The 18,876-nt window shown below is 65.8% G+C and carries 18 protein-coding genes and 1 other RNA gene; 10 read left to right on the top strand and 9 right to left on the bottom strand.

Going from position 1 to position 18,876, the window contains the following annotated elements:
- Positions 1-53: 53 nt before the first annotated feature.
- From ASF90_RS02170 to ASF90_RS02160, 4 genes are all read right to left on the bottom strand, one after another.
- Entirely contained in the window at positions 54-1,430 is a 1,377-nt protein-coding gene (locus ASF90_RS02170; RefSeq protein ID WP_055845269.1) for an Hsp70 family protein, read from the bottom strand.
- A 123-nt stretch (positions 1,431-1,553) separates the two neighbouring features.
- Entirely contained in the window at positions 1,554-2,027 is a 474-nt protein-coding gene (locus tag ASF90_RS02165) for a peptidylprolyl isomerase (protein WP_055845266.1), read from the bottom strand.
- A gap of 247 nt (positions 2,028-2,274) precedes the next feature.
- A non-coding RNA gene (locus ASF90_RS21180) (sX9 sRNA) lies at positions 2,275-2,351 on the bottom strand.
- A gap of 166 nt (positions 2,352-2,517) precedes the next feature.
- Complete coding sequence (locus ASF90_RS02160; protein ID WP_055846243.1) at positions 2,518-3,549, bottom strand: cation diffusion facilitator family transporter; 1,032 nt, start codon at positions 3,547-3,549, stop codon at positions 2,518-2,520.
- 129 nt (positions 3,550-3,678) lie between these two features.
- Between ASF90_RS02160 and ASF90_RS02155 the strand changes: the two genes are divergently transcribed.
- Complete coding sequence (locus ASF90_RS02155; RefSeq protein WP_055845263.1) at positions 3,679-4,014, top strand: zinc ribbon domain-containing protein YjdM; 336 nt, start codon at positions 3,679-3,681, stop codon at positions 4,012-4,014.
- A gap of 111 nt (positions 4,015-4,125) precedes the next feature.
- Here the strand turns inward: ASF90_RS02155 and ASF90_RS21175 are convergent, their stop codons facing one another.
- The 3 genes from ASF90_RS21175 to ASF90_RS02140 form a co-directional block, all read right to left on the bottom strand.
- Complete coding sequence (locus ASF90_RS21175) at positions 4,126-4,926, bottom strand: hypothetical protein (RefSeq protein WP_082473374.1); 801 nt, start codon at positions 4,924-4,926, stop codon at positions 4,126-4,128.
- Between the two features lie 174 nt (positions 4,927-5,100).
- The gene (locus ASF90_RS02145) at positions 5,101-6,150 is read right to left on the bottom strand and encodes a L,D-transpeptidase (protein ID WP_156364943.1); all 1,050 of its coding nucleotides are present in this window, start codon (positions 6,148-6,150) and stop codon (positions 5,101-5,103) included.
- A gap of 239 nt (positions 6,151-6,389) precedes the next feature.
- Positions 6,390-7,484: an alkene reductase gene (locus ASF90_RS02140; RefSeq protein WP_055846234.1), complete on the bottom strand. Its 1,095-nt coding sequence runs from the start codon at positions 7,482-7,484 to the stop codon at positions 6,390-6,392.
- Between the two features lie 244 nt (positions 7,485-7,728).
- On the opposite strand from ASF90_RS02140, the gene ASF90_RS02135 reads away from it, so the two are divergent.
- The 7 genes from ASF90_RS02135 to ASF90_RS02110 all read left to right on the top strand — a co-directional run bounded on the left by ASF90_RS02135 (position 7,729) and on the right by ASF90_RS02110 (position 13,272).
- A complete protein-coding gene (locus tag ASF90_RS02135) occupies positions 7,729-8,937 on the top strand; it encodes an MFS transporter (protein WP_055845260.1) in 1,209 nt (402 codons plus the stop codon).
- 265 nt (positions 8,938-9,202) lie between these two features.
- A complete protein-coding gene (locus tag ASF90_RS23165) occupies positions 9,203-9,379 on the top strand; it encodes a hypothetical protein (protein ID WP_115559767.1) in 177 nt (58 codons plus the stop codon).
- 213 nt (positions 9,380-9,592) lie between these two features.
- Positions 9,593-10,048, top strand: a complete 456-nt coding sequence (locus tag ASF90_RS02130; protein WP_055845257.1) for a PA2169 family four-helix-bundle protein — start codon at positions 9,593-9,595, stop codon at positions 10,046-10,048.
- Positions 10,049-10,326: 278 nt separating this feature from the next.
- Positions 10,327-10,929 carry a 2'-5' RNA ligase family protein gene (locus ASF90_RS02125; protein ID WP_055845254.1) on the top strand — a complete coding sequence of 201 codons (603 nt, stop codon included), beginning with the start codon at positions 10,327-10,329 and terminating at the stop codon, positions 10,927-10,929.
- 47 nt (positions 10,930-10,976) lie between these two features.
- Positions 10,977-11,582 (top strand): hypothetical protein, encoded by a 606-nt coding sequence (locus ASF90_RS02120; RefSeq protein ID WP_055845253.1) that lies wholly within the window; start codon positions 10,977-10,979, stop codon positions 11,580-11,582.
- 64 nt (positions 11,583-11,646) lie between these two features.
- Positions 11,647-11,829 (top strand): oxidoreductase-like domain-containing protein, encoded by a 183-nt coding sequence (locus tag ASF90_RS02115; RefSeq protein ID WP_055845250.1) that lies wholly within the window; start codon positions 11,647-11,649, stop codon positions 11,827-11,829.
- Between the two features lie 69 nt (positions 11,830-11,898).
- Positions 11,899-13,272: an AcvB/VirJ family lysyl-phosphatidylglycerol hydrolase gene (locus tag ASF90_RS02110; protein ID WP_055845247.1), complete on the top strand. Its 1,374-nt coding sequence runs from the start codon at positions 11,899-11,901 to the stop codon at positions 13,270-13,272.
- Positions 13,273-13,536: 264 nt separating this feature from the next.
- Here ASF90_RS02110 and mprF read toward each other — a convergent pair whose 3' ends face one another.
- Entirely contained in the window at positions 13,537-16,101 is a 2,565-nt protein-coding gene (mprF, locus tag ASF90_RS02105) for a bifunctional lysylphosphatidylglycerol flippase/synthetase MprF (protein ID WP_055845244.1), read from the bottom strand.
- Positions 16,102-16,362: 261 nt separating this feature from the next.
- Between mprF and ASF90_RS02100 the strand changes: the two genes are divergently transcribed.
- Together ASF90_RS02100 and ASF90_RS02095 are read left to right on the top strand one after the other, a co-directional pair.
- Complete coding sequence (locus tag ASF90_RS02100; RefSeq protein ID WP_055846231.1) at positions 16,363-17,070, top strand: DUF998 domain-containing protein; 708 nt, start codon at positions 16,363-16,365, stop codon at positions 17,068-17,070.
- Positions 17,071-17,080: 10 nt separating this feature from the next.
- Entirely contained in the window at positions 17,081-17,428 is a 348-nt protein-coding gene (locus tag ASF90_RS02095; protein WP_055845242.1) for a RidA family protein, read from the top strand.
- A 375-nt stretch (positions 17,429-17,803) separates the two neighbouring features.
- Here ASF90_RS02095 and ASF90_RS02090 read toward each other — a convergent pair whose 3' ends face one another.
- Complete coding sequence (locus ASF90_RS02090) at positions 17,804-18,874, bottom strand: cyclopropane-fatty-acyl-phospholipid synthase family protein (protein ID WP_055845238.1); 1,071 nt, start codon at positions 18,872-18,874, stop codon at positions 17,804-17,806.
- Positions 18,875-18,876: the final 2 nt, after the last annotated feature.

Raw genomic sequence — 18,876 nt, 5'->3', positions numbered from 1 at the left:
GGCTGAGCGTCAGGCAGCAACCGCGCATTATAGGCGCTGAGCGCCGATTTGTGTTAACCGTCCGACGGGCGGGCGCCCTGAGCCGCTGCCCAAGCCAGGCCCTGCACCACGCCGAACGAGGGATCGCCATGCACCATGCGCGATTCCGGAAAGGCCGCCGCCACGGTGTCGCGGATATAGCCGGCGCGCGACATGCCGCCCGTCAGGAACAGGGTGGCCGGCGGTGCGGCCATGTCGGCCCGCACCTGCGCAAGCAAACCTTCCAACTCGCGCAGATAGCTGGAAGCGGACGCCACCAGTGCGCTGGCCTGCACGTCCACGCCCAGCCCGCGTTCGATGAACTCCAGCGATGCCTGGTGCTGGTCGAGCTCGCTGAGCGCGATCTTGCAGGCTTCCACGCCGCGATACAGGCGCGCGGTATTGCCGGTGTCCTGCAATGCCTGCAGGCGCTTGTCGAACGGGGCAGGCACGTCCTGGTATTTGTGCAGGCGGAATTCGCGTTGACGGGTCATGTCCTGCACCATCGCCGCTTCCACATAGTGGTGCGCCGGCACGCGGGTGATGCCGCGGCCGAACAGCGGCATATAGGCGGCGAGACTGAGCGCCAGATCGATATCGGTACCGCCGCGCGGAATGCCCCAGGCGCGGTGCACCTGCGGCGGGGCACTGCCGCCGACGCTGGCATGCGCGATGTCGGTGGTGCCGCCGCCGATGTCCACCACCACCGTGTCGTGCCGGGTGTCGTGGCTGACGTGATAGTGCATCGCGGCCGCTGCGGGTTCTTCGAGAAACTCAACGCTGTCGAAACCGGCGGCGATGGCGGCGGTCTGCAAAATCTCCAGTGCCTGTGCATTGCCGGCTTCGCCGATCGAACTGCGAAATTGCACCGGACGGCCGAGTACGGCGTTGCGGATGTTGAGATCGAACTGGCGCGAGGCGGTGAGACGGATATGTTCCAGCACGTGCGTGGCGATGCCGGTGATGGTCTGACGCGCGCGCGGGTGCAGGTTGTAGCCCAGCATCGACTTGGGGCTTTGCACCAGATTGCCTTCGCCTTCGAGGAAGTAGGCATCCAGCGCGTCGTCGCCGTACACCGCGTTCTGCAGCAGCGCCGCCGAGCTGCGCGGCTCGCGCACCTGCTCTTCCATCCATTGCCGGCGCACGATGCGCAACGCCTCGCGGCGCAGGCTGTCCTGATTGGGGGTACGGCCGGCGGCAGTCGCATCGCGGCGGGCGGAGTCGATCAAGCGCTCCATCTCGTATTCCAGCGCGGGCGTGAGGCTGAAATTCTCCGGATCGCGCATGGTGTCGGGGAAATATACAGTGGTGCGGAACTGCAAGGCCTCACCGAAGCGCACCGGTTGCACCTGCCCGTCGACAATCGCCGCGGCGGCGGAGTTGCTAGTACCGAAGTCGATGCCGAGTTTCATGCAGAGTGCCTGAGAGCGGGCCGCGCACTTTACTACGGCTGCCGCGTCCACCGTCCAGACCGGCGCGCAGGCATTGCGCCCGGGCCGATGTGCCGCGTGCCGGGCGGCACGCGGCATCTTGCATCAGGCCGCGATGTCGTCGACGTGGCCCTGGTTCAATTCATCGGTAGTGGCTTCGCGCACTTCAACCACTTCGACTGCGAAGTGCAGGGTCTGCCCGGCCAGCGGGTGATTGCCGTCCACAGTCACCTGCTCTGGGCCAACGTCGGTCACGGTCACCAGGACCGGGCCCTGTTGGGTGCGGGCTTCGAACTGCACGCCGGGCACGACGTCGACATCGGTGGGGAAGGCATCGCGCGGCACGTGCTGGATCAGCTGTTCGTGACGTGGGCCATAGCCTTGTTCGGGCGCAACATCGGCAGTGAGCGTGTCGCCGATGCGCTTGCCGTCCAGTGCTTGCTCCAGGCCGGGAACGATGTTGCCGGCACCGTGCAGATAGCTCAGCGGGGTGTCCGGGGTGGAGCGGTCCAGTACCAGGCCGCTGTCATCGGACAGTGTGTAGTGAATGGTCGCAACGCGACCTTGGCTGATTTCCATTGGAAACCTCCATGACGGGTGATCGAGGGGAGTGCATCGGCTGATTCACGATGCGAAGAGATGCTGCCTGCACACCGTAGGCAATCGCAGTGGATCATGCAACCGCAGCAGGCGTTGCGGTTTGGGCGAGGATCAGTTTGGTGCACTGCATGGCACGACGCTGCTGCAAGCCAGTGCCGTGCCACGCAGGCTTGTGTGCGACGTTCGTGCGGTTCGGCTCGCTACACGGCCCGTGTATCAAGAGCGGCGCTTGCAACACATAGCGAGCAGTGGTCAGAGAGGTGTGGACGGCGTGCTCAATACCGGAGTGCACGCGTGGTCCATGTCGCACCGAGCAACGGCAGCGCTCGCTTGGCGGTGAGTACAGTCGTTTTGTTGGCTGTTCTAATGCGTTTGCTGCCGGTTCGCTGCGTCACGGTACAGCGCGCATGGCGCTAAAACGCGCACATCGAGCGCGCAGCGCAGCTACATTAGCCGACTGTGTGCGCATTCACTCCGTCTGCGCACCACGCTCGATCTGTGCGCGGCGCGCGTGCCAGGTTTCCGGTGTCTGCGGTTTGATGAACAACGCGGTGAGCTCGGGATGCTGGCGCTTGGCTGCCGTTTCGATGCGCCCGACGCAGGCCTCGATCTGCGGCGTGGTGCGGCTGTCTTCGAACTCGGCGCTGAGCGCGGCAACCACCTGGTTCGGGCCCATCTGCATGGTCAGCACGCCGTTGGCGGCGCGCACATCCGGGTCGCTGGCGGCAATGCGCAACAGCGACTCGGTGACATGCGCATGCGCGGGTTCGCCGATCAGCAAGCCCTTGGTTTCGCGCGCCAGCAGAAACGCGGTGAAAGCGAGCACACCGGCAATGCCGATCGATGCGATGCCGTCGAGCTCGGGCATGTCGAACAGCTGTGCGCCGGCCAGGCCAAGCAGTGCCATGAACAGGCCGATCAACGCTGCGCTGTCTTCCAGCAAGACAGTAAAGGTGCTGGGATCCTTGCTCTGGCGAAACGCCTCGAAATAGCCCATGCGGCCCTTTTTGGCGCGGAATTCGCGTAGTGCCACCACCCAGGAAATGCCTTCAAACACGATCGAGACACCGAGCACGCAGTAGGCGACAAGATGGCTCTTGGCCGGCTCGGGATGACGCAGATGCACGATGCCTTCGTAAAGCGAGACGCCGGCGCCCATCGCAAACACCAACAACGCGACGATGAAACTCCAGAAGTACAGCTCACGCCCGTAGCCGAATGGGTGTGTCGGCGTGGGTGCTTGCGCGGCACGACGCAAGCCGTACAGCAGCAGTACCTCGTTAACGGTGTCCACCAGCGAATGCACACCTTCGCTGAGCATGGCCGAGCTGCCGGAAATGCCTGCAGCAATGAATTTGGCCACTGCGATGGCCAGATTGCCGGCCAGCGCGACGTAAACCACCAGGTGCGAGCCCTTGGGCTTTGCAGGGCCGCCGGATCCGGCATCGCTGGGTCCGCCGTCGGCGTTGCCAGCGTGTGCGGCGCTCGATGTGGGGGGCACTGGCGGGTTGGACACGTGCGACCTGCGGGGTATTCGATAAGCGCTGCACTATCGCGCCGTGGCCGTGCCGGGTGCGTGATCGCAGCGCCGGGGAGCTACAATCCACGCCCGTTTCGACCAAGGAATCGCATGTCTACCGTTCCCGCCTGCCCGCAATGCGGCCAGGACAACACCTATGCCGACGGCGCGTTGTCGATCTGCGCGGAGTGCGGTTTCGAATGGAGTGCAGGCGAGGCCACCGCGAGCGCGACCGTCGTGCGCGACAGCAACGGCAACGTGTTGCAGGCTGGCGACACGGTGACGGTGATCAAGGATCTCAAGGTCAAGGGGGCGTCGATTCCGCTCAAGCAGGGCACGGTGATCCGCAATATCCGCCTGGTCGAAGACGATGCCGAACATATCGAAGGCAACTCGGAAAAGATCAAGGGGCTGGTGCTGAAGACCTGCTTCTTGCGCAAGGCGTGAGCGTCACTCGCGGGTAAGTCGCTCGCGCAGGAATACGCTTGTGCGCGATGGCTCTAGTGGAAGTTCATCGCGCTCCCGCGGTGCAGTGCAGCGCCTGTCTTGCAGGCGTCGTCAATCGCGCGGATACACCGCCGCCACCATGCAGCTCTGGCGCATCCGCGCAAACTGCCCGCCGCGCATGGTGCTCAGGTCGCCTTGCTGGCCCGTTCCGACGCCTGCGCCGGCAAGGCCGATTTCGTCGAGGACATCGACCTTGTCGCCGGGATTGCCGCAGATCGCATTCAAGCCCATGCCGGACACGAAGCGGATCGGCGGTGCGCCGCTGAGTTCGCGGCAGCTGTCCATCAACTCGACGCGATAATGGCGATGCGTGCCGGGATGGCGTGGCGACACTTCCACCACCAGGCCCTGCGCGTCTTCCGACCATGCGCGCAGCATGCTGGGATTGAAGCAGTAGCTGGACGAGCCGGCGAAGTTGCGACGACGTGCTTCGCGCACGCTGACGCCTTCCAGTGTGGGCACACCGTCGCGGTCGCGCTGCCGGGCAATGCCGGCGTAGTCGCGCGCGCTGAGCGTGGTGACCTGGCTAATCGCGCACCGTTGCTGCCCGGCGCTGACATACGCCTGCGCGCCATTGCAGACCCAACCGTGCGGCGCGAGCAGATTGGCATCTGCCTGCGCGGCGAGCTGTGGGCAGTCCTGCGCCAACTGCAGGCGGAACAGGCGTCCGTCGTGTTGTGCTACAGCAAGCGTACGCGCATCGGCCTGATGTAATTCCGTCACCTGGCGCGCATCCAGGCAGTCCGCGCTTGGCGGCGCAGGACGCGTGGTTTGTGCCGATGCATCGGCCATGGTGCATGCCATCACGTTGATGCCGAACAGAACCGCAGCGAGCAGGCGCATCACGCACATCCTTGGCAATGAGGTAACCGCATCATGTGCCAGCAGCGCTGTGCTGACAATCGCGCATCGGCAGCGAAGGAGCACCCAGTCGAAAGGACACGCCGCGCGCTGAGGATGCCGGCATGCAGTACGCAGCTAACGCCGCAGGTGCCTGCCTGTCCAGGCAGAGTGCTGATAGCGCGCTCATGGTGTTTCAGGCGGATCCGAATCCAGCACCTGCAGCTTGGCGCCGGTGGTCTCGGGCAGGATGCGCTGGTCGGTGGCGACCAACACCACGCCAGGGGTCAGCAGCGGCAGCAGCCCGGCCAGAAATGCGGGCGGCACCTGCAGGCGCGCGACGGTGCTGGCGTCCAGCGCCTGCCCTGCCGCTGCGGTACTGCCGGGAATGCCGATCCGCATCCAGTTGGGCATGCGCTGACCGGGCAGCCCGGGGAGGTCGCCCGGCAAAAAGCCCTGGCCGACGATGAAAGCCTGCGTGCCCAGCGGTGCGGCGCCGGGCTCTGCGTGCAAGGCGACTTGCGCGCGCCCGATTTCCACACCGTTGCGGTAGACCACCAGTTGCTGGTCAGTACTGCTGATCAGCATCGAGATCGGGCCGGCCGGCGCCAGATCCGGCTGCCAGGCAAATGCCTGGCCGTTGGGTAGCGGCAGCAGGGCGCGCTCGGCGCCGGTGGTGGGATCGATCGGGCTGAGCGCGCGCGGATGCACCACATCGTCGGCACTGATGCCGGCCTGCGCGACCACCACCACCATGCCCATGTTGGAATTGTCGAACAGCAATCGCGCAAATTCCGACGGCAGATGCACGCAACCGTGCGATTCCGGATAGCCGGGCAGGCCGCCGGCGTGCAGGGCGACGCCGTCCCAGGTCAGCCGCTGCTGATACGGCATGGGGGCGGCGTTGTAGATGTTGGAGCGGTGGTCCTTGTCCTTCTGCAGGATGGTGAACACACCGGTCGGCGTTTCGTGCCCGAGCTTGCCGGAGCTGATGGTGGACACGCCGATCAGGATGCCGTTGCGATATGCATACGCGCGTTGTTCGGTCAGGCTGACGATCACCGCCATCGGCCCCCAGCCTTTGCTGACGCCACCCCAGATCCATTCGCCCGGCTTGAGCTGCGTGGGCAGGGTATCGGCGGGGCTGGACTGGCGCGCGCCCCAGAACGGCACGGCAAGCGCTTGCCCGCCGATCAGCAGCGTGCAGCACAGGGCAAACGAGAAAAAGCGGCGCATTGGAATTCCGGCAGCAAGGGCCGCCTGGATGCTATCCGGATGCAACGGGCGCGTCATGTAGCGACGCTGTGGTGTCGGCGCGACACGCGAAGGGTGGCCTTGCACGCAGGCCGATCAATCGGGCTGGTCTGCGGTCGCTGCGCTGCACGGCTTCGCGCGTTGCGCGCGCGACCGATCCGATCCGCTACCCGATCACCGCCGCTTCGTTGCAGCGGTGATCGGGCGAGCTGTGGTCGGAATCAGTCCGCCAGTGCGGGGTAATCCGTATAGCCCTTGGCACCGCCACCGTACAGGGTGGCCTGGTCGACGGCTGCCAGCGGTGCTTTCTCGTGTAGGCGACGCACCAGATCCGGGTTGGCAATGAAGGGGCGGCCGTAAGCGATTGCATCGGCGTAGTCGCTGCTGATGGCGTGTTCGGACATGCCACGGTCGTAGCCGTTGTTGGCAATCCATGCACCATCGAACTTGGTACGCAATGCGGCGTAGTCGAAGGCGATGTTGTCGCGAGCGCCACCGGTGGCGCCTTCGATCACGTGTATGAAGGCCAGCCCGCCGATCAGGTTGAGCCGCTCGACCGCACGTTCGAACAACGGCTGCGGATCGGAGTCGTGTGCGCCGTACACCGGGGTCACCGGCGACAACCGCACCCCGGTACGCTCGGCACCGATCTCGTCGGCGATGGCCTGCACCACTTCGCTCAGCAGGCGTGTGCGATTTTCGATGTCGCCGCCGTAGGCATCGGTGCGCTTGTTGGAGCCATCGCGCAGGAACTGATCGAGCAGATAGCCGTTGGCGGCATGCACTTCCACGCCATCGAAACCGGCATCGATCGCGTTGCGCGCAGCGAGACGGTAATCCTCGATCAGTGCGGGAATTTCATCCAGTTCCAGGGCGCGCGGCTCGGATACATCTTCAAAGCCGCTCTTGGTGTAGGTCTTGCCTTCGGCGCGAATGGCGCTGGGCGCAATCGGCACTTCGCCCGGAGGCAGAACGCTGATGTGCGAGACGCGGCCGACATGCCATAGCTGCAGCACGATCTTGCCGCCACGGCGATGCACTTCGTCGGTGACTACGCGCCAGCCTTCGACCTGCGCCTGGGTGTAGATGCCGGGGGTGTCCAGATACCCCTGGCCGAGCGGACTGATCTGCGTGCCTTCTGCAACGATCAGGCCGGCGGTGGCGCGCTGGCCGTAATACTCGGCGGCGAGCGGCGAGGGCACCTGGCCGGCGCCGGCGCGGTTGCGCGTCAGCGGCGCCATGATCACGCGGTTGGCAAGATCCAATGCGCCCAGGCGCACCGGGGAGAACAACGGAGATTCAGTGGATTTGGACATCAGCAACCAGTTCGAGTTGGATCGCGCGCCAGGCGCGGCACCACGCCGATCGCGGTGCCCCACAGCGATGGTGGCGGACCCAAGCAGATTCGAGCGATGCCAATAGGACACTGCGTCTCCAGCACGCCAACGCGCGGCGAACTGTGATGTGCTGCGGGTTGGCGCTGAATCGCTGCAAGCACACGCCTTTCGCTAATTGCTGCATTGCACAATAATAAGCCGCCCCGTCATCCTGGAGTCGGGCATGTCCGATATCGATCTCTCAACGCCGCGCGTGCCACGGCGCGATTACGTGCTGATCCTGCTTGCGCTGGCGATGGGCGGTTTTGCGATCGGCATCAGCGAGTTTTCCACAATGGGCCTGATGACGCAGATCGCGCAGGGCCTGCAGATCAGCGAGCCGCAGGTGGGCCATGTCATCAGCGCCTATGCGCTGGGTGTGGTGGTCGGCGCGCCGTTGCTGGCGATTCTGGGCGCGCGCTGGCCGCGTCGCACCTTGTTGTTGCTGCTGATGGTGTTCTACGCGCTGGGCAACCTTGCCAGTGCGTTGGCGCCGAGCTACCACACGATGTTGTTGTGTCGCTTCATCGCCGGGCTGCCGCATGGCGCGTATTTCGGCGTTGCCTCTCTGGTTGCCGCCTCGATCAGCCCGCCCAATCAACGTGCCACTGCGGTGGGTCGCGTGCTGCTGGGCTTGAGCGTTGCCTTGCTGGTGGGCAACCCGCTGGCGACCTGGCTGGGGCAGATCGTGAGCTGGCGCTGGGCGTATGCGTCGGTGTCGGTGATTGCGCTGGGCACGGTCGCGGCGGTGGCTGCGTTGTTGCCGCCTGCGCCGGACGAGCCACGTCAGCAGCCATTGCGCGAGCTGCGTGCGTTCAACCAGCCGCAGGTGTGGCTGGCGTTGGCGATCGGCGCGGTGGGGTTTTCCGGGATGTTCTGCGTTTTCAGTTATCTGGCGCCGACCCTGACCGCGGTCACTGGCGTAGCGCCTGCGCGCATTCCGTTGGCGATGGCCGCATTCGGCGTCGGTGGCGTGCTCGGCAGCATCCTGGGCGGGTGGTTGTTCGACCGCATGCAATTCCGCGCGGTGCCGGTGCTGTTGGTGTGGTCGATTGTGGTGATGCTGACCTTCCCGCTGGCTGCGCATTCGGGCCTGTGGGTGTTCGTTTCCATTGTGGCGGTCGGCACGATGGGCGCTCTGGCGCCGGCGTTGCAGACCCGCCTGATGGACGTGGCAGCCGAAGCGCAGACGCTGGCCGCAGCGTCCAACCACGCCGCCTTCAATACCGCAAATGCCTTGGGCCCCTGGCTGGGCGGCATGGCGATCACCGCAGGCTGGGGCTGGACCTCTACCGGGTATGTGGGTGCAGCCACCGCACTCGGCGGGTTGCTGGTCTACGCGCTGGCGGTGTGGCAGGAGCAACGTCAGCGCAGTGTGGTGACCAACGACTGAGTGGCTGACCGTCGTAGCAGCGTGCGCTGATGGGCGTGCGCTGCGCCGCTGATCGCTACGCTTTGTAGATCCTGGTGATCTGCGATCCCTGCATCTGTGGCGTGCACGGCGCGCGCTCGCTGACAGCACGATTGGTTGAGCAGCGACCCATTGCGCTCGCGTTCGCTGCAGATGGAAGTGGCGGTTGCGTGCGGGCATCGCATCCACAAACAACTCACGGCCGCGCGTCGAGACTGCCCGCATTGCAACCGGACCGAACAGCGCCATGACCGACTTCACTCCACCGCCGTGGAAGCGCCCCAATCCCAAGCGAAAGTCCGCCTCCACACCGTTGACCGACGCACAGAAGGCCGCCGCGAAGCAGCGTGCAGAAGAGGCCGGGCGCCCCTATCCGAATCTGGTCGACAACATGTGGGCGAGTCGCCAGCCGAAGGGATCTTGATGCGTCGTTGCCAACGATGAATCGCAATTCATCGGCCGCACGATGGCGTGAGGACGATGCCCGTATCGCTCACATGCCGATTATGGTCGCGCCGCCAGGATACAGCCGTACACAAGGTCACGGCATCGCAATCAAGCCATCGATTGCGCTTCTCCCCGAAAGCCAGCGCATTGCATCCCTCGCAACGCTGGTGCATCCAACAAGGAGCGACACATGAGCATTCAGAGCAAGACCGAGCATAGCCTCAACGACCTCATCGCCATCTCCCGCGACGGCAAGGACTTCTACGACGAAGCCGCTGCCAAAGTGGGCGATGTAGAACTGGCGACGTTGTTCCGCCGCATTGCCGGGGTCAAGACAGACATCGTCAGCAGCCTGAGCAGCGTGGTCGCATCGGCCGGCGGCACGCCGGAAAAGCACGGCACCATGGTCGGCAGCATGCAGCAGTTCTACGGCAAGGTGCGCGCAACGTTGGGCGATACCAAATACGGCTACGTGGCCGAGCTGGAAGAATCCGAAGACCGCCTGCTGAAGGCGTTCGATGAAACCATCGCCGATGCAGACACGCCGGCTGCCGCACGCGACGCTGCACTGCGTCTGTTGCCGGAAGTGCGTGCATGTCACGACGTGATGCGCAACCGCAAGCATGCGATGAAAAACGCCGCGTAAGGCGTCGCAAGACCGAAGTGCATCTGCACTGATGCAGCTCTCGGAGTAAATCGATACAGGCGAGAAACGGGTAGCGCAAGCTGCCCGTTTCTTTTTGTGCGTGCGGCATGCCGCGCGCCAGCTGGCGAACAAATCACCACGGCGGCAGTGCCGTTCCGCGCTGACGAAGTGTTCCACGTGAGCGCGGGGTTGCGCGGCGTATTCGCACACGCATCAGGTCTGCTAGTATCCGCCGCCCTTCTTCAACCAGGCCCGCGCAGGCGGTCGTGGAATTACCCATGAAGCAGCAGTTTCTATATCTGTCATCGGCCGAGGCGCAGTTGTCGCTGGGCCTGGGGGAAGAGAAGACCACCGAGCGGCTGTTTTTTGCGGTGATGGCCGATGCGGCCACTGCCGGGCTTGCGGCCGGCATCGCCGAGGGGTTGCTGCAGAGCGGGCAGGTGGATGGCAAACCGCTGGGGCGCGAGCGGCTGCATGTGACCTTGCACCATCTGGGCGATTACGCCGGTGGGCTGCCGCCTTCGTTGGTGAGCCGTGCCAGTCAAGCGGCCGAGCGGGTGGCGATGGAAGCCTTCGACGTCGAGTTCGATCGCGTCGGCACCTTCGGCGGGCGACGCTCGCAACTGCCGTGCGTGCTGCGTGGCGAAGAGCGCGTGCGCGGGCTGTATACGTTGCAAGGGGCGCTTGGCCGTCAGCTCGCGCATGTGGGCATCGCCGGCGATGCGCAGTACACGCCGCATATGACGCTGCTGTATTGCAACCAGACCTTGCCGCAACGGCGCTGCGATGCGCTTGCCTGGACGGTGCGCGACTTTGCCTTGGTGCGCAGCTTTCTTGGCCAGTCGCGTTACCAGATCGAAGGCCGCTGGCCGCTCCGTTGAGCCGCAACGGTGTGTGCAGACGCGCGCGCACGCGGTAGCCTGCGCGCATGGATGCCACCACACCCCTGCCGTTGCATGCCGACCATCTGGCCGCGTTGGAGCAGGCCTATGCCACGCCGCCGCGCGCTTACCATCACTTCGGCCATGTGCGCGCACTGCTGCAGCACTATGCCGAGGTAGCTGCCGGGCCGGGGTGGCAGCAGCCGGTGGAGGTCTGGCTGGCGGTGCTGTTCCACGATGCGATCTATCAGCCCGGGCGCAGCGATAACGAAGCCGAATCTGCGCAGTGGGCCATGGACTGCATCCCGCGCTGGTGGCCGCAGGCCGAGGTGGATCTGCAACGCGTGCAGGCGCTGATCCTGCTCACCGCGCGCCATGGGCAATTGCAACCGCAGGATGTGGACGAGGAGGCGGCACTGTTCCTGGATTGCGATATGGCAATTCTGGCCGCGCCCGCCGCCATCTTCGATGCCTACGACCGTGCGATCGCCGAGGAATACCGCGGCCATGTCCCCGCGTTGCTGTTCCGGCTCAATCGCCGCCGCTTCCTGGCCGGGCTGCTCAAGCGGCCGCGCATCTTTCTCAGCGCGTATTTTCACGCACGCATCGATTCGGCAGCACGCGACAACCTGCGTCGCCGGCTGGGCCGCTGAGCCGGCGCTTCCGCCGCGCGCCGCGTCAACCAGGAGCAGCGGATGCGCACGCTACAATGGCCGCATGCACGACAGCGCCAGTTACGCCTCCGATCCACGTCCGCAAGCGCCGCAGGCACCCGCGCCCAACGAGTGTTGCGAGAGCGGCTGCCCGTTGTGCGTACACGACCTGTACGCCGAAGAGCTGACGCGTTACCGCCAGGCCCTGGCTGCCTGGGAAGAACGTCAGGCGGCACAGGCGCGATGAGCGAAACGTCGCGCTTCGCGGCGGCTGCCGGAACGATTATCTTTGGATCACTTTTCCCGATGGTGCGACATGCGACGACTTGAACGATGGAGCGCGCTCTGCGGCGCGGCGGTGTTGACGCTGTCGGGAGTGGCCGCCGCACAGGCTCCGGAACCGGTCAGCCACGGGCGTTTTGAACAGATCCCGGTGTTGATGCCCAAGGGCGAGCCGCAGCGTGTGGTGATCTGGCTGGCGGGCGCGGGCAATGCCGGCACGCGTCAGGCTCAGGCGCAAGCCCTGCGCGACGATGGCGCGATGGTGGCGGTGGTGGATACCGCGCATCTGTACGCGGTCCTGCGCAAGGCCGGCGGCACGTGCACGTTTTCGGTAGGCGATGTGGAGAACTTCTCGCGCTATCTGCAGGCCTTCTATCACATCCCCACGTATCGGCTGCCGTTGCTGGTGGGCGATGGCGAAGGTGCGGCGCTGGCGTACGCCATCGGTGCGCAGGCCAAGCCGCATGTGCTGGCTGGCGTGCTCACCGACGGCCTGTGCCCGGCCATGGTGTCCGATCAGGCGATCTGTCAGCCGGGTGTGCGCCCGGGCAGCAATAGCCTGGTTCCGGTGACGCTGCAGATTCCCTGGGTGCTGGCCGGCAGCCAGGACAAGCGCTGCCCTGCGGCAGCCGAAGACGCCTTTCTCAAACAGATTCCGCAGGCCCGCACCTTCAAGCGGTCTGCGCAGGGCGACATCGTGCCTGGCTTGCTCGCCGCCGCCCGTTCGCTGGGCGAACAGAAGGGGGTGGCCCTGCCGCCGCCACCGGGCGGTCTGACCGACCTGCCGGTGGTCGAACTGCCGGCCAAGCCGGACGGCGACAGCGACGACGATACCTTCGTGATTTTCGTGTCCGGCGATGGCGGTTGGGCCGGGCTGGACGAAGAAGTGGCCGACGCGCTTGCCGCGCAGGGCATCCCGGTGGTCGGGCTGGATTCGCTGCGCTACTTCTGGACCGAGCGCACGCCGCAAGGCTTCGCCACCGACCTGGACCGCATTGCGCGCGTCTATGCGCAGCGCTGGCAGCGCAAGCGCGTGGTGCTGATCGGCTTCTCGCAAGGCGCGGATGTGTTGCCGGCGGCGATCAACAAGCTGCCGACGGAGACCAAGCAGAACATCCGCATGACCGCGCTGTTGTCGGTGGGCAAGCTGGCCGACTACGAATTCCATGTCAGCAACTGGCTGGGCTCGGACGACGAAGGCCTGCCGATCGCGCCGGAAGTACAGCGTCTGCCGGCCGGCACCACGGTGTGCATCTACGGCCAGGACGACGACGATGCGTTGTGCCCGAGCCTGCCTGCGCAGGCAGCCAAGCGCGTGGCGCTGCCGGGCGATCACCACTTCAAGGGCGACTACGCGACCCTGGCCAAGGTGATCATGGAGCAGATGCACGGCCTGTCCAAACCCTGAAGTGCGGGGCGTCGCGATGATGCCCCTGCTGATCCGTCGCTGCGGCAAGCACGCAATCAAGAGCGGCTGACAACACGCCTGCGCTCACCGCCAGGCGGGCGGTGCTGGTCTTCGGTATGACAGTTGCCAGCTGCACGCGCTGGTTCTGCGTGCGCCAACCCGACGACGGCTCGCTACGTGCTGCCAGCCGCTCCAAGCCGTCCAACCACATCGTCCGAGCGATGAACCCACCTGCGCCGAAGAGGCACAGGTGCGTCAGCGCCCTTACTCCTGCCGGCCGGGGTCCACCGAGATCAGCCGGGTCACGTCCAGCAGCGCGGCCGGCAGATGCATGCCGCCGGGTGCGACCAGATAGCGTGGGCGCCAGGTCGGGGCGAACTTCGACTTGAACCGGCGCAGCCCGCTGAAGCCGTAAAAGCGCTCGCCATGGCGTGCGACCAGGCTGGCGAAGCGGTTCCAGCGGCCAGCCAGGCGGTGCTCGGCCAGCCCCGACAACGGCGCCATGCCCAGCGAGAACCGCGTATAGCCATTGGCCTGGCCCCACAGGAACAGCTCGATGAACAGGAAATCCATCGTGCCCTTGGGCGCCTCGGCGCTATGCCGCATCAGGTCCACCGACAGCTCGCCGCCGGCCGGTGCCCACCACACATTGGCGAAGGCCACGATCTGCCCTTCTGCCTCGGCCACTGCCACCGGGAAACGGCGCAGATACTCCGCATCGAAGCTGCCGAGCGAGAAGCCTTTTTCTTCGCCGGATTTTTCTTCCAGCCATTGTTCGGACACCTCGGCCAGGCGCGGCAACACCGCGTCCACCTGCTCGGGTTGCAGCATGCGAAAGGTCAGGCCGCCACGCTTGCCGCGGTTCCAGGCCTGGCGCAGATCGGCGCGGTCGCGGCCTTCCAGGGTGAAGCCCTCCAGCGGCACGATCGCTTCTTCGCCAAGCTTGACCAGGGTCAGGCCCATGTCCAGATAGGTCTGCCAGTATTTTTCGCCAACCTGGTAGAACACCGGGCGCAGGCCCATGTGGTCGGCCTCCTCGCGGAAGCGCCAGATCAGTGCGCGCGCCACCTCCGGCGGGCCGACCGGGTCGCCCATCGAAATCAGCGAGCCGCCGTAGCGCTGCATCATTACAAAGCCACGGCCCTGCGCATCGAACAGAAACGCCTTGTCGCCGGTCAACGCCAGGCAGGCCTGGGTGTCGGTACTGATCTCCAGAATCGGGGCCAGCGTCTGCAGGGTTTGCGCATCGGCGGCCGGCATCGGCCGGCGCCCGCCACGCAGCAGCCGCGCCATGCCGAACACGATCACGCCCACGCACAGGATCAGTGCGGCGCGCAGCGCACGCGGCGCGTTGGCCGAGGTGGCGAATTGCCACCACAGATCGTTGCTGTATTCGACATGGCTGTAGACGAAGAACAGCAGCCAGAAGGTGGCCACCAGCACCAGGCCCAGATTGCTCAACCAGCGCCATGACCAGGCTTCGTCCAGCAGCGCCCCCTGGCGGTAAAACTCGCGCCGCGCGGCCCACAGCGCGACTGCTGCCAGCGCCGCCGACAACGACACCGAGATATGGCTGCCGCGCAGCAGCGACAGTGGCGGCAGCAGCACGCACACGCCCAGCGCCAGCATCCAGGCCGCATGGCTGCGGCGCTGCAGGCCCTGGCCGATCAACAGCAGCAGCATGCCGCCCAGGCTGACCAGCAGATGCGAGGTTTCGATCAGTGGCAGCGGCGCGACCTGCTGCCGCGCGCGGGGCGTTGGCAGGGTGCCGTCGATGACCAGCGCCGCGCCCACCGCAAACACCGCCAGGGCCAGAATCTGCGGCAGCCACGGGCGCAGCGCCTTCCACACCGTGCGTGCGGTGCTGGCGCTGGCGCGGACCGGTGCCCCCAACCCGGAGGCGGCCGCCATCGCCACTGAAATCAGCAACGGCACGATGTAATAGGTGACGCGATACGCCAGCGCCGCGGCCAGCACGGCGGCAGGCGTTACATGCGGCAGCAGCTTGAGCAGGCTCCACTCGAACACGCCCAGCCCGGCCGGTACGGTGGAGATCAGGCCGGCCACCACCGCCACCAGCCAGATGCCGATAAAACCGAAGTAGCCGGTGCCCGGGTCCGGCGGCAGCAGCACGTAGAACGCCGCCGCGGCCAGGCCCAGCTCGACCAGGCTGAGGGCGGTGACGCCGAGCACGGTGGTGCGGTCGGGCAGCCAGAAGCGATGGCTGCGGATGCCGAATTCGCGGCCCTGTTTGCCGACCAATACCAGCATCGCCACATAGCCGACCAGCAAGGCGATGCCGGCAATGCGGATGCCTTCGGCAGCGATCGGCAGGGCACGTGCGGCCGCTTCCGGTTCCAGCATCAGGGCAAGCCCGAGCAGCACCCAGGCACCGAAGATGAAGCCCAGCGTGCTCATCAGCACCACCTGGCCGATCTCGGCCAGGGTCAGCCCGACGCTGCCATAGCCGCGCAAGCGCACCGCGCCCCCGGTCAGCGCGGCAAAGCCCAGGGTCTGGCCGACCGCATGCGCCATGAAGGCGGTGATGCCCACCCGCGCCGGATGCAGCCGCTTGCCGGTGCGCTTGAGCCCGACCCAGTCGAAGCCCACCAGGCAGGCGTAGCTGCTTAACCCGAGCAGCAAGGTCAGTGCGATCTGCCCCGCACCCAACGCCCGGAACGCCTGGCGGATCTGGCGGTACCCATGGTCGGTGAACTGCGAGGACAGCGCGTGCAGCGCCATCGCCAGGATCGCCAGGCTGATGATGACCGGCAGGGCGCGACGCCAACCGCTGGCAGACGCTTCGGAAGACACGGGGGTATCCGTCATGAGGGCAACGGGATCTGCATAAGAGGGAAGAAGGACGCATGCACGATACGTGCCGCGTGCGCAAAGATCTGCATGTGCCAGGCGGGTTGAAGAAGCATGCAGCGTGATCGCGATGTGCCGAAACGGGGGTGAACGCAGGCTCGTAAGAGCCGACACCTGTCGGTCCGGGACGGCCGCGCGCATCATAGGGCAAAGACGCATATGCGTGCCGCAGGCGAACCCGATGAACGGCGTCACCGTTGCAAGGCAGACAGGCTGCTGATGCGCACGACCGACCTTCGCGCGCATGTTGCGCAGACCCTGCCGGGACGCGCGCCACGCTGGAGCGGGCATGCCGGTGGGGTGGCGGCAGTTGCCGGCATGGCGTTCATCAGCCTGGTGCTCGCGCTGCAATGGCTGCGTGGCGATCTGTGGTGGATCGATGCGCAACTCAGCGCCTATCTGCATGGCGCCTACGGTCTGCTACTGCGCACCGCCTACTGCCTGTTGGCTGCGGCGATGGCATGGCTGGCCGCTGGTCTGTATGCGGCACTGGCACCGACGGCAAGCAGCCGCACGGTGCTGGGATTGTTCTGGCTGGCAGCGCTGGGCTTGTGCGCGGTCTCCATCGGCGACAGCTGGATGCCGGTGCTGGCGCCGAACGCGGCAAAGCTGGTGCATGTGCTGTCGGCCGATGCCACGTTTCTGTGCGTGATCGCAGCGGTGTTGCTGCAGTCGTGGTACTTCCGCCGCGATCGCGCGTGGCGCGCGCATGCTTTCAGTGCATGCGTGCTCGGTTGGGCAGCATTTGCGGCCTTGCTGTTCCACGTCACGGTTACCAGCGCACCGCTGGGGATCAGCCAGAAGATCGCCATCGTGCTGATCGTGGTCTGGATGGTGCGGGTGGGGCTGTGGCTGACGCGCACCGTACGGGGCGGGGCTGCACGCATCGCGCATTCGCGTGACAATGGCCGGGTCAATCAACCGTAGGAAGTCTGAAATGCTGCAGCGATTCGATGCGGGTCCGCGTATGTCCGAGATGACCGTCCATGGCGGCGTGTGCTACCTGGCCGGCCAGATTGCCGATGACACCAGCGAAGACATCACCGGGCAGACCCGCCAGGTGCTGGCCGAGATCGACAAACTGCTGTCGCTGGCGGCCAGCGACAAGACCAAGATCCTGCGCGCCGAAATCTACCTGGCCGATATCGCCGATTTCGACGGCATGAATGCCGCATGGGACGAATGGGTGCCGCACGGCTTCACGCCCGCGCGTGCCACGGTCGAAGCCAAACTGGCGCGGCCGGAATGGAAGGTGGAGATCGTGATCACCGCAGCAGCGGGCTGATCGCGCACTCCATGCGGTAACCGACACGGCCGCGCATCCGCCAGGGTGTGCGGCCGTGTCCAGCATCGGTTTGTCATCCCCGCGCACTGGGTTTTCGTAAACGCCGTATGCGCCTGGCACCAATGACGCTGCATGGCGTCGCCTCAGCCGCGGTGTGCAGGGCGCGCTTCACCGTCGGCGGTTGAAGCGCGTTGGCCGCTGACCTGGCTTGCGACGCGTTGCGCCCGTCGCGCGTTCGGTGCGGCTCGCGGGTTGCGCCTACGCTGCATTGCCAACCAGTGCGACGGCTCGCGTGATGCGTATACGCGATGCGTATCGAGGCGGAGCCTCTGCCTGCCAGTCATCGCCACGCAGGCGTTTGAACGCGCCGTGCGCTCAGCGCTTGACGAAGCGGTAGTGCGCCACACCCCATTCGCGGCCTTGGTCGTAGCCGAACAGCTCTGCGCAGGCCAGCCAGAACATGCGCCAACGCTGCCACCAGCGCTGCGCGTCGTCGCCGTAGGTCTGCTTCAACAGCGGCATGATCTGCGCGCGGTGGCGGTCCTGGTTTTCCAACCAGGCATTGGCGGTTTTTTCATAATGCTCGCCCGACAAGACCCAGCGTTGTTCGATCACCACGTCCTGCTGGAAATGCAGCAGCGTATCGGCCGCCGGCATCAGCCCGCCGGTGAAGAAATGCCGTCCCATCCAGTTGTCTTCGCCGGCCACCTCGAACGGATAGGCCAGATCGCGGTGACAGAAAATGTGCACGAACAACTTGCCGCCTGGCGCCAGCCAGCTGCCCACGCGTGCAAGCAGATCGCGGTAGTTGCGCATGTGCTCGAACATTTCCACCGACACCACACGGTCGAAATTGCCGGGCGGCAGTGCCAGCGCGTTGACGTCGGCGGTGATGACCTGCACGTTGCCCAGACCGCGCACGCGGCACTGCTCCAGGATATGCGCGCGCTGCGGGCGCGAGTTGGACACCGCAGTGATGGTGGCGTTGGGGTAGCGCTCGGCCATCCACAAGGTCAGCGAGCCCCAGCCGCAGCCCAGCTCCAGAATGCGTTGGCCGTCGGCCAGCTCGGCGCGTTCGCCGTATAGCCCCAGCATGCGTTCTTCGGCCGCGTCCAGGTTCGGCGTACTCGCGTCCCAATAGCAGCTGCTGTATTTCAGCCGCTTGCCCAGGCACAGGGTGAAGAACTGCGGCGGCAATTCGTAATGCTGGCGATTGGCGGCATCGGTTTCGATCGCGATCGCGCTGGCGCGCAGGCTGTCGATGAAAGCGCGCTGCCGCTCGCCGTTGGCATCGGCATCGCCGCCGCGCTCATCGCGCAGGCGCTGCGCGCACAAACGCCGGATGCCGTGACGCAACGCGGCGTCGGGCAGCACGCCGGATTCGGCCAGACGGGTGGCGAAAGCTTCTTCGGGCAGCGCGGAGGGCGGGGCGGTGACGGTGGACATGC

It is taken from the genome of Xanthomonas sp. Leaf148, from assembly GCF_001423585.1.
GTDB lineage: Bacteria > Pseudomonadota > Gammaproteobacteria > Xanthomonadales > Xanthomonadaceae > Xanthomonas.
This window is presented reverse-complemented; position numbering and strand designations above follow the sequence as displayed.

Coding starts and splice junctions, on each gene's coding strand:
- ASF90_RS02115 (WP_055845250.1), top strand. CDS start 11,647: ATGCACGACAGCGCCAGTTACGCCTCCGATCCACGTCCGCAAGCGCCG.
- ASF90_RS02135 (WP_055845260.1), top strand. CDS start 7,729: ATGTCCGATATCGATCTCTCAACGCCGCGCGTGCCACGGCGCGATTAC.
- mprF (WP_055845244.1), bottom strand. CDS start 16,101: ATGACGGATACCCCCGTGTCTTCCGAAGCGTCTGCCAGCGGTTGGCGT.
- ASF90_RS02110 (WP_055845247.1), top strand. CDS start 11,899: ATGCGACGACTTGAACGATGGAGCGCGCTCTGCGGCGCGGCGGTGTTG.
- ASF90_RS02100 (WP_055846231.1), top strand. CDS start 16,363: ATGCGCACGACCGACCTTCGCGCGCATGTTGCGCAGACCCTGCCGGGA.
- ASF90_RS02140 (WP_055846234.1), bottom strand. CDS start 7,484: ATGTCCAAATCCACTGAATCTCCGTTGTTCTCCCCGGTGCGCCTGGGC.
- ASF90_RS21175 (WP_082473374.1), bottom strand. CDS start 4,926: ATGTGCGTGATGCGCCTGCTCGCTGCGGTTCTGTTCGGCATCAACGTG.
- ASF90_RS23165 (WP_115559767.1), top strand. CDS start 9,203: ATGACCGACTTCACTCCACCGCCGTGGAAGCGCCCCAATCCCAAGCGA.
- ASF90_RS02145 (WP_156364943.1), bottom strand. CDS start 6,150: ATGCGCCGCTTTTTCTCGTTTGCCCTGTGCTGCACGCTGCTGATCGGC.
- ASF90_RS02120 (WP_055845253.1), top strand. CDS start 10,977: ATGGATGCCACCACACCCCTGCCGTTGCATGCCGACCATCTGGCCGCG.
- ASF90_RS02125 (WP_055845254.1), top strand. CDS start 10,327: ATGAAGCAGCAGTTTCTATATCTGTCATCGGCCGAGGCGCAGTTGTCG.
- ASF90_RS02165 (WP_055845266.1), bottom strand. CDS start 2,027: ATGGAAATCAGCCAAGGTCGCGTTGCGACCATTCACTACACACTGTCC.
- ASF90_RS02095 (WP_055845242.1), top strand. CDS start 17,081: ATGCTGCAGCGATTCGATGCGGGTCCGCGTATGTCCGAGATGACCGTC.
- ASF90_RS02130 (WP_055845257.1), top strand. CDS start 9,593: ATGAGCATTCAGAGCAAGACCGAGCATAGCCTCAACGACCTCATCGCC.
- ASF90_RS02090 (WP_055845238.1), bottom strand. CDS start 18,874: ATGTCCACCGTCACCGCCCCGCCCTCCGCGCTGCCCGAAGAAGCTTTC.
- ASF90_RS02155 (WP_055845263.1), top strand. CDS start 3,679: ATGTCTACCGTTCCCGCCTGCCCGCAATGCGGCCAGGACAACACCTAT.
- ASF90_RS02170 (WP_055845269.1), bottom strand. CDS start 1,430: ATGAAACTCGGCATCGACTTCGGTACTAGCAACTCCGCCGCCGCGGCG.